The organism is Chitinophagaceae bacterium (assembly GCA_030053935.1).
Taxonomy (GTDB): domain Bacteria; phylum Bacteroidota; class Bacteroidia; order Cytophagales; family JASGCU01; genus JASGCU01.
Genome location: JASGCU010000015.1, coordinates 23,084 through 35,679, shown reverse-complemented (window position 1 = coordinate 35,679; position 12,596 = coordinate 23,084). Strand labels below are relative to the sequence as shown.

The 12,596-nt window shown below is 32.8% G+C and carries 9 protein-coding genes and 1 pseudogene; 5 read left to right on the top strand and 5 right to left on the bottom strand.

The window, feature by feature from the left end; all coding sequences use genetic code 11:
* The coding region (locus QM536_03235; protein ID MDI9356023.1) for a restriction endonuclease subunit R at positions 1–1,421 on the top strand (1,421 nt) is incomplete at its 5' end.
* 187 nt (positions 1,422–1,608) lie between these two features.
* Here QM536_03235 and QM536_03230 read toward each other — a convergent pair.
* Positions 1,609–1,809 (bottom strand): annotated as a pseudogene (locus QM536_03230) (IS5/IS1182 family transposase).
* 543 nt (positions 1,810–2,352) lie between these two features.
* Here QM536_03230 and QM536_03225 point away from each other — a divergent pair.
* The 4 genes from QM536_03225 (at position 2,353) to QM536_03210 (ending at position 6,248) form a co-directional block, all read left to right on the top strand.
* On the top strand, positions 2,353–3,423 hold the full coding sequence (locus QM536_03225; GenBank protein ID MDI9356022.1) for a hypothetical protein: 1,071 nt from the start codon (positions 2,353–2,355) through the stop codon (positions 3,421–3,423).
* A 16-nt stretch (positions 3,424–3,439) separates the two neighbouring features.
* Positions 3,440–4,789 (top strand): sodium-dependent transporter, encoded by a 1,350-nt coding sequence (locus QM536_03220; protein ID MDI9356021.1) that lies wholly within the window; start codon positions 3,440–3,442, stop codon positions 4,787–4,789.
* Between the two features lie 88 nt (positions 4,790–4,877).
* Positions 4,878–5,693, top strand: coding sequence for a TatD family hydrolase (locus tag QM536_03215; protein ID MDI9356020.1), 816 nt, complete (start codon positions 4,878–4,880; stop codon positions 5,691–5,693).
* Between the two features lie 3 nt (positions 5,694–5,696).
* Positions 5,697–6,248: a phosphatase PAP2 family protein gene (locus QM536_03210; GenBank protein ID MDI9356019.1), complete on the top strand. Its 552-nt coding sequence runs from the start codon at positions 5,697–5,699 to the stop codon at positions 6,246–6,248.
* On the opposite strand, the gene QM536_03205 is transcribed toward QM536_03210, so the two are convergent.
* The 4 genes from QM536_03205 to QM536_03190 form a co-directional block, all read right to left on the bottom strand.
* Positions 6,239–7,033 carry an RNA methyltransferase gene (locus QM536_03205; GenBank protein ID MDI9356018.1) on the bottom strand — a complete coding sequence of 265 codons (795 nt, stop codon included), beginning with the start codon at positions 7,031–7,033 and terminating at the stop codon, positions 6,239–6,241. The genes QM536_03210 and QM536_03205 overlap by 10 nt on opposite strands.
* Entirely contained in the window at positions 6,999–9,965 is a 2,967-nt protein-coding gene (locus QM536_03200) for an FAD-linked oxidase C-terminal domain-containing protein (GenBank protein MDI9356017.1), read from the bottom strand. Before QM536_03200 ends, QM536_03205 begins: the two co-directional genes overlap by 35 nt.
* Positions 9,962–10,402, bottom strand: coding sequence for a DUF5606 domain-containing protein (locus QM536_03195; protein ID MDI9356016.1), 441 nt, complete (start codon positions 10,400–10,402; stop codon positions 9,962–9,964). Before QM536_03195 ends, QM536_03200 begins: the two co-directional genes overlap by 4 nt.
* Positions 10,403–10,699: 297 nt before the next feature.
* Positions 10,700–12,436, bottom strand: a complete 1,737-nt coding sequence (locus QM536_03190; protein ID MDI9356015.1) for a hypothetical protein — start codon at positions 12,434–12,436, stop codon at positions 10,700–10,702.
* Between the last annotated feature and the right edge of the window lie 160 nt (positions 12,437–12,596).

The window sequence follows — 12,596 nt, the reverse complement described above, 5'->3', positions numbered from 1 at the left end:
CTGTAGAATGGATTATTTCGGTTGCAATGCTTACCGAAGGCTGGGACGTGAAAAACGTTTTTCAAATCGTACCAATGGAGGAAAAAGCATTTAACTCAAAACTTTTAATCGCACAAGTTTTGGGTAGAGGTTTGCGTATTCCAAACGGCTATCCAAATGCAGAAGTAACAGTTTTTAACCACGATAAATGGAGTGAAAGAATTAAGGATTTAGTCGAAGAAATTTTAGAAATGGAAACCAAAATTAAAAACAGTCCAATTCTTGATGGAGATAGAGCTAAGTTTCATTTTACACTACATAATTTAGATTATACAAAAGAGAAAAAAGAAGTTGAAATTGAAAAAGAAACCGAAGTTTTCAATTACAAAGATTACATAACTTTTGTTGCCGAAACTTTTGAGCATAAAACAGATACAAAGTTTGTAAAAATCGGAGAAAAGGAATATAAGATGACTTATGAAATTGAGAAAGAAAAATTTTCAGTTTCAGAAATAGTCAATAAAATTTACGATGAATTTCAAATTAGAAAATTAGAAGGTATAATTTTAAAACTAAACGAAACAGAATACACAAGTTCTAATCTTCCAAGTAAAGAAATAATTGAGCAAGTCATACGAAACTCAATGGATAAAGTTGGAATGACAGGTGATTTTTTAGGTAAAAAAAACAGACAAGCTGTTTTTTCTGCCTTTAATACTTTACTTCGTAAAAAACCTAAAAGTATTATTTTAACAAGAATTCCTAACGCCATAACAGAAATTAAAACACAAAATAGAGAACACGAAAGCGTTTCAGTTTTAAGTTTAAGGAGTGATGCAACCGTTTTTTATTCTAATGATTTTGAAAACGAAATAGTAATTGAAGAAACCTTACAAGCATTTGAGGATATAAATGAAAATGAACATAAATTATTTCGTTCAGCTTTTGAAGATAGTATAAATAAATTTCTTTTCAAAACACCCATTGATTTAGTCTTTACATCTCGTGATCCAGAAAGAAAATTTGTAAGCGAATTAATTAAAAAAGAAAATGCTCAACAATTAACAAGTTGGTTAAAGTCTAAAAATCAAAGTTTTTATTCTTTGGAATATTCATTTACAAAAGGTTCACACACAAGTAGCCATTGGTTTAATCCAGACTTTTTCATTATAATAGAAAAAGACAATTTTCAATATATTTCAGTTGTTGAAATTAAATCAGATAATGACAACAGCGATGAAAATAAAGCAAAAAACAAATACGCAATTGAACATTTTAACGAACTAAATAAACAACTTGAGGAAAATGAAATAAAGCAAAAATATATTTTCAATTTTTTAAGTCCAACAAATTATAGCGATTACTTTACATATTTGCGTGATAAAAGACTTTTAGACGGAAAATATAAAAGCGAATTGGATAAACAACTAACTGAGACCTAATCACAGATTATTGGAAACAAGCACATTACAAATTATACAGGGGGCTGACCAAAAAGGTTTCAGTGAAATTTTATTAAAGGAGTAATCGTTATTTTAATTTTGACAGAATATACCGTATTTTGAATATTTAGGTAACAAAAAATGCTTTAAAATCTTATTTTTTCATTTTATAGTGACTTTTTAAGCAGTATGCGTAAAGGAGTGCTTTTAATAGCATTCTTGGATGATAAGAACTTGCTCCACCACCTTTGTATTCTGCCAAAATTGGTGATATGTCGTATGCATTTATTACTTTATCCACCACTCTTACTAAGTCATTTTGTGGAATCTGACGATCTATTTCTACTGGAAAGAAAGATGTTTGATTCCTGTCATTGGATTTAAAGATATTCCCTGTTTTTGGAGTTATTTTTTTATCATTTTTTATTTTTGCATAAAATTATATGTTTTTTGCATTTTTAAAAATAAATATAAAAAATAGAATAGTAGTAATAAATTGCTTTGTGTTTTAATATAGTTTCTAAGTATATTCTCATAATTTTTTAGGAATATTTTTTCGTCGCCCACAGGGGAGGTTTAAAAAAGCAATGGGTGATAAAAAAACAAAACAACATACAAATCAAAAGGTGCGGAGCACCGAAACAAAAACTCCCATTACGCAAACAATATCTTCAAAAAGTGTATTGTAACATTTTTTAGAATGGAGAGGAGTGAAATTGTATTATATTTTTGCGTAATGGGAGTAAATAAAAGTATACTTTAATAACGAAAATCAAAAAATATTCCTATCTACCTCTCTTTAACACTCTCAAAACAAGTATTTCTCATAAAGTACCTTTCAAAAAGAGAAGTATTTTTTCAAAAAGAGTATAATAGTAAAAAAATATTTCTCTTTGCAAAAATACTTTTCAATATACACATCTTTCATAATATGACAAATTATACCCTCAGCCACGAAGATATTCTCAAATACGCTCAAAGATTCTCTCAAAAGATAAGTGTTTCTTTTTTTGAAAAAAAACAATCCATCACGGGAAATGAAATCCTTTCACTCTGCCCCATAAAACAAGTAAATTATTTTATCTTACAAAACATACACCAAGAATGGATACACAGTACTCAGCAAATACAAAACGAAAACCCTTATTTTGATTATACCAATCCCATTGTAGCAGAAGCTTTAGAGAATTTTATGAACATTCTGTCTCAGCATATTTGTATAAAACAATCTACTTTTGAACCCCTCTTATTAAAAGCCACAGAGCAAACTCTTTTCTATATCACCAATCCGGAATTTTTTATAGAGCAAGCATTTTTTGCTCATACTTCCATAATAACAGATGAAAAACTTTCTTTTTTACAAAAATATATAAAGATCTATCCTGATTTTTTTTCGGAAATACAATTACAGATGCATAATATCCCTTCACCCGAAAGAGAAAAAGGAATATTTAAAAAAATTATACTGCACGTAAAGAAACACATACCACCCTTGGCTGCCGGAAAACATATAGAAGAATTTCATACTATTATGCCCATTAAAAAAATACACACACCAAATATTCCTTTTTCTTACTCCGAAGAGCAACCCGAAAAAGAAAACAACCAACCTAAATGGACGAATAAAGAATCATTTTTATCAGAAAAAGATATGGAAGAGACCTCTATCAACCAAAAGTTTGCTGAAAATACCCATACTCCTTTGTATCAAAGTATTTCTAAACCCATAGAAACTTTATCTGATACACTCCAAAAGACACAAAATCAAAATGTATTTCAATCCCTCCCTTTTTACCAGAGATATAGATTTATCTATACTTTATTTCAAAACAATGAAGCCGCATACAAAGAAGCAACGGATTCTATTGAGAACATAAACATACATTCTTTTGAAGAATCCGCAAATTATATTTTAGGCTATTATGGAAAAAAATATAATTGGGATACCAAAAGCGAAGAAGTAAAAGAATTTTTGAAAATATTATGTAAAAAATTTTTATAAAAATAAAAACAAGTATATGCAAGCAACAAGAGAATTATGGAAGAGTAAGTTCGGGTTTATAATGGCGGCGGCGGGTTCGGCGGTAGGTTTAGGGAATATTTGGCGTTTCCCTTACCTAACGGGCGAGAATGGAGGAGCAGCTTTCGTGCTTCTTTACTTATTATGTGTGCTTTTTATTGGGGTTCCTTTGCTCATAAATGAAATGCTTTTAGGCAGAATCCATAATAGAAACACCATTGGTGCTTTTCGATCTACAGGAGCAAACCGTTTTTTTCAATTTTTTGGAGGAGTTTTAGCCCTTGCGGTAAGTTTTTTCATCTTAAGTTATTATACAGTAATAGCAGGATGGACATTAGGTTATACCTTTCTCTCTTTTTCTCCCAGTTCATTTGTATTCAAAGAATTCATCGCAAATAGTACGTATGTTTTACCTCTCTTTGCTATGGCTATGCTCATAACTATAGGTATTGTACTAGGAGGCGTATCGGGGGGGATAGAAAAAGCAAATAAAATAATGATGCCTATGCTCTTCCTTATTTTGATTATTATTATTGTGAGAAGTGTCACACTTCCTAACGCAATGGAAGGTATCAAGTATTACCTCGTCCCTGATTTTTCTAAAATAAACGCCATGGTTTTTATCAAAGCCCTTACGCAGGCGTTTTTTTCTTTAGGAATTGGATGGGGAATTATTATAACGTATGGATCTTATCTTCCCAAAAATCAAAGTATTGTGACAGCAAGCGTCTTGGTAGGAATAATGGATACTTCGGTAGCATTTTTAGCTGGACTTATGATATTTCCCGCTGTGTTTTCTTTTGGAGAATCACCCAATCAAGGACCTACTCTTATTTTTGAAGTGATGGCAAAGATTTTTCCCGAAATGCCTTTTGGTACGCTTATTGCTTTTTTATTTTTTTTACTACTCTTTATCGCCTCTATCACCTCTACTATCGCAATGGTAGAAGTAGTGGGATCCTGGTTTATTGATGAAAAGAAATGGAGCAGAAAAAAAGCCACTTGGCTCGTAGGTATATCTGCATTTATCATCGGAATCCCTGCCGCATTATCTTGCGGAGCAAATCCCGTTCTCTCCCAAGTATCATTTCTCGGAAAACAGGGAGTAATGGACATAATGGATATATTTTTTGGAACAATAGTTATCCTCATAGTCGTTTTTACCACTACTATTTATACAGGTTGGTTTCTAAAATATTCTATATTGAAAGAAGAACTGCTGAAAGGGAGTGCTTTTTTTGATAAAAAAATATGGAGAAGTATAACGTATATCAGAGTATGGCGTTTTTTCTTACAGTATATATGCCCTGTTATAATTATTATATTAGCAATTATGAGTGCGAGGTGAGAGTAAAAAAAGAAACTATTGGCTTCTTTTATAACCTGATTTGAGAACTTATGAATAATGCATTTCACTATTCTCAATGTTATTAAGAGTGAATTTTTATCTTATTATTGTAAAACTTATTTTTGAACAATTGCTTATGACCTTTATAGATACACATGCACATATATATTATTACGAGACAGGAGAAGTAGAAGCTGTTATTAATAGGGGTATTCAAAATAATATAGAACGTATTTATATGCCCAATATAGATACGGCATCTGTAAGGCAAATGCTTTCTATTGCTGATACTTATAAAATGTGCTTACCTTTGCTGGGATTGCACCCATGCTCTGTGGAACACAATTTTGAAAAGAATCTCAAAGAAATAGAAAACTGGTTTTCCACAAGAGAATTTGTAGGAGTTGGAGAAATAGGTATTGACCTGTATTGGGAAAAAAAATGGATAGAAGAGCAAAAAGAAGCGTTTCTCATCCAATGCGAGTGGGCAAAAATCCGTAAAATCCCTATCATAATACACTGTAGGGAATCGGTAGACCTTACTATAGATATAGTAGAATCCATAAAAACAAAAGAGTTGCGGGGAGTGTTTCACTGTTTTTCAGGCACAAAAGAACAGGCGAAAAGAATAACAGATATGGGTTTTTTTGTGGGAATAGGAGGGTTTTGCACTTTTAAAAACAGTACTCTCGTATCCGTACTTCCTTTTATTTCTCCCGAGCATATAGTATTAGAAACAGATACCCCTTATCTTGCCCCAGTTCCTCATCGGGGCAAAAAAAATGAGCCATCTTTTATCCCCATCATTGCTCAAAAACTCTCTGAAATATTACACCTATCGGTTGAAGAAGTAGCCCGTATTACTACACAAAATGCTTCTGTGCTTTTTCAAAAATGTGAATAATGTATGTTAGGTATACTAAAAAAAATAGACGAAAGGTTGTTTCTTTTTTTAAATGGTTTACATTGGGATTGGTTAGACCCTTATATGGTTTTGATTTCTCATAAATGGTTTTGGCTTCCGATGTATTTGGTTTTATTTTTCATAATATTCTTAAAAAAAAGAGGAGGGATGTGGAAAATAATGGTATTAGTGGTGATAGGGGTTTTATGTGCAGACCAGGTGACATCTACTTTTATGAAGCCGTTTTTTGAAAGGTTACGTCCTTGTTATGAGGGATTTTCGGGTATACACTTGTTAGGAGGTTGTGGTGGAAGATTTGGTTTTGCATCTTCGCATGCGGCAAATACATTTGTTTTTTTTAGTATTTGTTTCTTTTTTTTAAGGGAGTGGAAATGGCTTTTTATTTTCTTATTTTTTTGGGCTGTTTTAGTAAGTTATAGTCGCATCTACATAGGGGTTCATTACCCTTTAGATGTTATTGTGGGAGGGTTCATAGGGTTTCTGATAGGATATATTTTGTGGGTTATTGCTCGTATTTTTTCTTTTCATACATAATTGGAGTTTCTTTGCCTCAGGGCTTCATATATTATGATAGAAGCGGAAACGGATACGTTGAGGGAATCTATTTCTCCCATCATTTGTATTTTTATGGTTTTGTCAGCATTCTTTTTCCAAAAAGAAGAAATTCCTTCTGCTTCTGATCCAAAAACCAGGGCAATATTTTCTTTCAGGTTACATTGAGTGTACAAATTATTCGCTTTTAAATCGGTAGTAAAGATGGTGATATTTTTTTCTTTTAAAAAAGTATATATTTTTTTTTGAGATTCTATTACAAATGGAACCGTAAAAACGCATCCCATGCTGGAACGGATGGCATTGGGATTCAAAATATCTGTTTGTTCATCTGAAATAAAAATACCATCAACTCCCGCCGCATCAGCCGTTCTAAAGAGAGCGCCTATGTTTCCTGGTTTCTCTATATTTTCTAGTACGAGGTACAATAGTTTTTTAGATGCAATGGGTATATGTGAAATATTCCAAGATGGATATTCAAATATAGCGGCGACTCCTTGGCTGTTTTCTCTGTATGCTATTTTGGCAAAAACAGTTGGGGTTATGGATATAATAGGTGTATTTTGAATAGTAATTGGGTAAGAATCATCGGGTTTATAAATTTCTTCACAGAGGAACAAGGTGTGTATTTTCCATTTTTTTTTGAGAGCGAGAGATATTTCACGGATTCCTTCTACAATAAAATGTTTGTTTTTCCGTCTTTCTTTACTTTCTGCTAAGTTTTTATAGTATTTAATTTTTGGATTTTGAATGCTGGATATTATCATTTGGGAAGGGGTTGTTTTTTGACAAGAGAGCGTCCCATAATATTTCTATGGGATGTAGGGATTTTTTGTTGGTTGCATCGTATATCTGATGGCGGCAGCTGGTTCCGCTTGCGCAGATGATAGTTTCTGTTTTTTCATTTCTTATGGTGGGGAAAAGCACCAATTCGCCTATTTGTTGGGATATATTATAATGTTCTTTTTCATAGCCAAAGGACCCTGCCATACCACAACATCCGGATGGAATAAGAAGTATTTCAGAGTGTTTCAAGAGAGAAAGCATTTTTTTCGTATGGGTAAGGGAGGAGAGTGCTTTTTGGTGGCAGTGTCCATGTATTCGGATTCGTTTTTTTTCATCGGAGAATTGTTCACTTTTAATATTGTTTTTTTCTATCTCTCTTGCGAAAAATTCATCTAATAAAAATGTATGTTGTGCTATTTTTTTTGCTTTTTCTTTGAGTGTTCCTTTTGTTATGTCAATATATTCGTCTCTAAAAGAGAGGATGCAAGAAGGTTCTATTCCTATAAGTGGTTTTGTTTCGCTTATTTTTTCTGATAATATATGTATATTTGTTTCTGCGAGTTTTTTCGCCTTGTTGAGCATTCCTTTTGAGAGATGACTTCTTCCTGATTCTACGTTTTTTGGCATTTCTATTTTATATCCGAGTGCATCTAAAAGTTGTATTGTTTTTATTCCTATTTCTGCATCGTTCAGATTTGTAAATTCATCACAAAATAAGACGACCGTTCCTTTTATTTCTTTCTGTGATGGTATAAATTTTTTTTCAAACCATTCTCGGAGGGTTATGGGGGAAAGGAGAGGGAGCGTTCTTTTCGGGGCAATTCCTATAGTTTTTTTAATAATGTTGCTGGTGATAGTATTTTGGATACACAAATTAGCAATGGAAGGGATATAAGAAGCAAAGGCATAAAGAGTGGAGAAAGATGCAAATATTCTATTTCTCAAGGAAATACCATTTTCTTTTTGGTATTGATATAAAAATTCTGCTTTCATCTTTGCTATATCTACATTGGAGGAGCATTCTGATTTACATCCTTTGCAGGAAAGGCATAAATCCATAATTTCTTTTATTTCTTTATGGTCAAATGGATTTTGTTTATGAGAATGGGTAAGCATTTCTCGTAGTATATTAGCACGCGCTCGGGTAGTATCTTTTTCGTTTTTTGTTGCCATATAAGAGGGGCACATAGTTCCTCCGCTGAGGTGTGTTTTTCTACAATCCCCTGCTCCGTTGCATTGTTCGGTTGCTCGGACAATACCGAGGGTAGATTCAAAGTCCAAGAGGGTTTCTATTTTTTTTGTTATTTGCTCGGGAGTATATCTTAAAGAAGTATCCATTCGGGGAGTTCGGACTATCTTTCCGGGGTTTAATATGTTTTTTGGGTCAAAAGTATCTTTTATGGTTTCTAGTAAAGAGTAATTTTTTTTTCCAATGATGAGAGGTATGAATTCGCCTCTGAGTCTTCCATCTCCGTGTTCTCCGCTGAGGGAACCTTTGTATTTTTTCACAAGAGAGGCGATTTCTTGGGCAATGATTCGGAACATTTTTTGTCCTTCTTTTGTTTTGAGGTTTAGAACAGGGCGTAAGTGGAGTTCTCCCGTTCCTGCGTGAGCATAATATACACTTTTGAGACCGTATCGTAGTAAAATTTGGTCAAATTCTTGGATATACTGAGGTAGTTCTTGAACATTTACCGCAGTATCTTCTATCACACAAACAGGTTTCGTATCTCCGACAATATTACCTAAAAGCCCTAAACCTGCCTTTCTCAGGTTCCAAACCTTTACCATATCATTGCCCTGTAAAATGGGATAATAATGTCCAATTTCTAAAGATTGTAATTCTTGTATGAGTGCTTGGCAGTTTTTTTCTGTTTCGGTCATACTTTCTTGGGTAATTTCTACTACTAAAAGTCCTTCGGGGTCTCCTTGTATAAAAAATCTATTGTGTTGGTGTTCTCTATTATTTTTAGTACATTGGAGTATATAATTATCTATGAGTTCGCTGGCGGTAGGTTTATACTTGAGTGCTATGAGGTTTGCTCGTAAACTTTCTTGTATGCTTTTGCAGTGGATACATACTAATGCTTTATGGGGAGATGGTATGGGCATCAGATTCAGTTTTACTTCGGTTACAATAGCTAAGGTTCCTTCAGAACCTGCTAACAGTGAACAAAGATTAAAATTATTTTCTGATGGGGAGAACGGCTTCATACGCAGGAGCATATCTATTGCATATCCTGTGTTTCTACGTGGAATGATAGGATCGGGAAATTCTTTTTCTATTTCTTTTTTATTTTCATTATTATTGAGAATATCGAGAACAGTGTTATAGATTTTTCCTTCTAATGTGTTGAGTTTTTTTTTATGGGAGAGCATTTGTTCGTTTTGGGGAGAAAAAATAACACTACTTCCATCGCTCAGTAGGACTGTTGCCTCTAAAAGATGCTCTCTCGTGCTTCCATATACAATAGAATTAGAGCCGCAGGAGTTATTTCCTATCATTCCGCCTATGGTAGCTCGGTTTGCAGTAGCAGTTTCGGGAGCAAAAAAAAGATTGTATGGAGCAAGATGTTTATTGAGGTCATCTCGCACAATACCGGGCTGCACTTTCACCCAATGTTCTTTGGGATTTATTTCTACTATATTGGTAAAATGTCGAGATATATCTACTACAATACCTCCTCCTACTACTTGTCCTGCCAGGGATGTTCCACCAGACCTCGGAATAAGAGAAGTTGTATGCTCATCAGCAAAAGCAATGAGTCGTTTTAAGTCATTTTCTGTTTTTGGGACCGCTACTGCAAGAGGAACTTCTCGGTAGGCAGATGCATCGGTAGCATAGATATGCCGCCACGCTCCATCAAAGTAAACTTCTCCTTCAAAAGATGCTTGTAATGCTTTCAGATTCATTTCGATTCATTCTTTGTGTTTTCTTCCTTCTGATTTTTTGGTTCTACAAATAATTCAGGAGCATATTCTGACAGGATTCTATACCAATTGACTATTTTTTTCATATCTCTCAAACTCACTCTTTCTTTATCATATTCAGGTAAAAACTCTTCAAAAAAAAGTTTTAATTCTTTATCCGATGATTTCCTGGGTAAAGGAAGTTCTTTTTTATACTTTTCGTAAAGAATGAGAAATATTTCTTTTAAAAGGATAGTTTGTTTTTCTGTCTCTAAAAAAACTTGTATTTCTTCTAATGAAGAAACTTTATAGCCATTTCTGACCACTATTTTCTTTTCTGTGCCATCTAATGTTTCTAAAATACTTCCCGATTTATTTTGATTTATAAATCTATACAATCCCGACTGTCCCTCTGCTACTACTATTTTTGTTAAATCCATATTATTTTTGTTTAGTTATGAATGGAGGTGTTGCGAATTAAAAACGTAAAAAGGAATATTTTATTCTGCTATGGTATTGAGGTTCATTGTATTTTTATTTTATATAATGGTTCATTTTGATAGAAATGAACGGACTTTTTAATTTAGTTTTGCGACTATCTCAAATGTATTGTCTTTTGCTAAAATAGTGAATAATTAATATTTTTATCTATTATATACAAAAACACAATATATTCATCATTAATAATGTATTGAATCCATTTACTAATCAAGGTTTTAGAGGTTCTCTTGCGATGCTCATTCATGTAATTGTGGAAAAGAGGCAGAAACATCTTTTCCTTTGGATTTCAGTAATTCTAAATAGTACTTTGCTTCGGTGAGATTATTTTTTTGAATGGCAAGGGAAACAAGATTTATATAGGCACTTTCATTGTCAGAAAGAGTAATGGTATGTTTCCAGTATTTTTCTGCTTCATCATATTTTTTTTGATAAAAATAGAGTACCCCTATATTTACAAAAGCTTCCCATCGTTTTTCATCGGCAAGAGTAGCATATTTATAGAAGAAAAGAGCAGAGTCATATTTTTGTTTTTTTTCAAAAAGAAAACCTAAACTATAACAAATCTCCCAATCTTTCGGGTTCCTCTCAAAAGATTTTAGAAAATATTCTTGTGCTTTGTCTCTATTTCCACTTTCGTAATAGGGCTTTCCGAGAGCTTTCCAACTGCCGGGATGTTGGGGAGATGTTTCAGTCGCATTTGTCCAAAAAGTATAGACATTTTTAAAGTTCTGTGTATGCAAAAATGTAATAATAAAAAAGAGAGAGATGATACTTACCAATGCATATTTGAATATGGTATCTACTGAAATGGGCAAGAGAGGAGGTATTTTTTTATTTTTGATGTTTTTAAGCATTTCATTGAGGAGGAGGATGAGAGATATTGCGGGGAGATACGCTCTATGCTCTAAGTAATCACTCAGTTTATCTGCATCATATAAAATAAGAAGAGGAGGAATTAAAAAAACAAACCACCAGATAGATACCCAAAGAAAAAATTCCCGAGAAACTATTTTTATATAACAAAGAATTCCTAAAAAAAGATATAAAAATATTCCTAAAAGAGTCATTCCTTGAGAAAAACTAGCGAAGACAGAAAGTTGTATCGGAACAAAAAATTTTGCTAAAAACTCACTTATAGTAGGGATGTTATAAAGCAGTGCATCTATTCCAAAAGTACTGTTGAGTGTGCGATTACCCGAAAGGGTGTTCAATGCATGCGTTCTCAAAAAATACCAAAATATAACTACCAATATCCATCCTATAAGTAAGGGAGACGGTTTGTATCCTGTAAAAAGAAATTTTTTATTTTTTGTTACAAACACTATATAAGCAGCGTAGACTAAGGGGATCCCTATCCCTGTTTCTTTTGTGCAAAGTGCTAAAAAGAAGAATACTAAATGGAGCAGATACCAATATTTTTTTTTATATTCTATATAATGCAATAAAAAAATGAAAGAACTCAACATTGCTATAGAGAGGAGAGGGTCATTTCTTCCAAAAATCCATGAAACCGCTTGTGAAAAAAGAGGATGAACTACAAAAAGAAGAGTCGTTAAAAGAGCATAGATCCTTTCATATTTTAAAAGTACAAGAAACCAAAAAAGGAGGCAACAAGAAAATATATGAAAAAAAACATTAAAAAAATGATATATAAAAGGGTCTTGTCCTCCCATGGTATAGTTCAAAATGATACTCCCGAACAGCACAGGGCGGTAATAATCTAACCATGCAGATCTAATAAATCCCTCCCAAATATGAGAAAATACCTCAAAATATGCCTTTCCATCATGAATAGCGGTGGTATCATCTAAATACACGTAGTCAAAGAAAAATGTCTGCCCATATAAAAAAAGTCCAATGACAGTAATTGCCAGAAAACAATAGTTGTAAGATATATTCTCACCTCTTATTTTTTCTTGAGTGAGTGCTAATGGGTTGTGATTATTTTTTTTAGTTTTTTGTGCTCGCTTCATAAAATACAAAAAATGCTATCTACTTTATTATATTACAATTCATTCTAAAATAACATGGTATGCTATTTTAAAAAGAAATTAGTAAAAAATAAGATTTTATTCTCTCAAAAAAGAAAAGAATATTATTTTTTATTGTAATACATTATAAAAAACACATATA